General features: G+C 72.9%; 1 protein-coding gene. It reads right to left on the bottom strand.

The window, feature by feature from the left end:
- Positions 1–16 precede the first annotated feature (16 nt).
- On the bottom strand, positions 17–532 hold a 516-nt coding region (phzG, locus tag LJF27_RS30335), incomplete at its 5' end, for a phenazine biosynthesis FMN-dependent oxidase PhzG (RefSeq protein WP_023129403.1).

Genomic DNA, 532 nt, shown 5'->3' with positions numbered 1-532 from the left:
CGGCGCAGCGGTGTCGTCACGGTTGCAGGTAGCGGTGCTTCCAGCCTCCTTCGTCGCGGTCGTAGCGCAGGCGCTCGTGCAGCCGCTCGGTGCCGTTGCCCCAGAACTCCACCGACTCCAGGCACAGTTCGAACAGGCAGTAGCCCGGCGGGCGCGGCAGCGGGCCGTCGGTTTCCGCCAGGCGCCGGGCTTCGGCGCGCAGGGCGTGGATGTCGGCGAGGGTTTCGCTCTGCCGCGAGGCGATCGACATCGGGTGGGTCTGGTACGGGCGGCTCAGCCACTGGGCGTCGGCGCGCTCGTCGGGCAGGCGTTCGGCGCGGCCGTTGAGGATGATCTGCTGGCTGCTCTCGCGCCAGTACAGCACCCCCGAGGCCCAGGGGTTCTGCGCCAGTTCGCGGCCCTTCTGGCTATCGGCGTGGGTGGCGAACACCACCCCGCGCTCGCCCAGCTCGGCGATCACCACGATCCGCGTCGACGGCCGGCCCTGCCCGTCGACCGTGGCCAGGGCCAGTGCCCGCGGCTCGCGCACGCC

Origin of the sequence: Pseudomonas sp. 203-8 (assembly GCF_020708595.1) — a bacterium.
In the GTDB taxonomy this organism is placed as follows: domain Bacteria; phylum Pseudomonadota; class Gammaproteobacteria; order Pseudomonadales; family Pseudomonadaceae; genus Pseudomonas; species Pseudomonas aeruginosa.
This window is presented reverse-complemented; position numbering and strand designations above follow the sequence as displayed.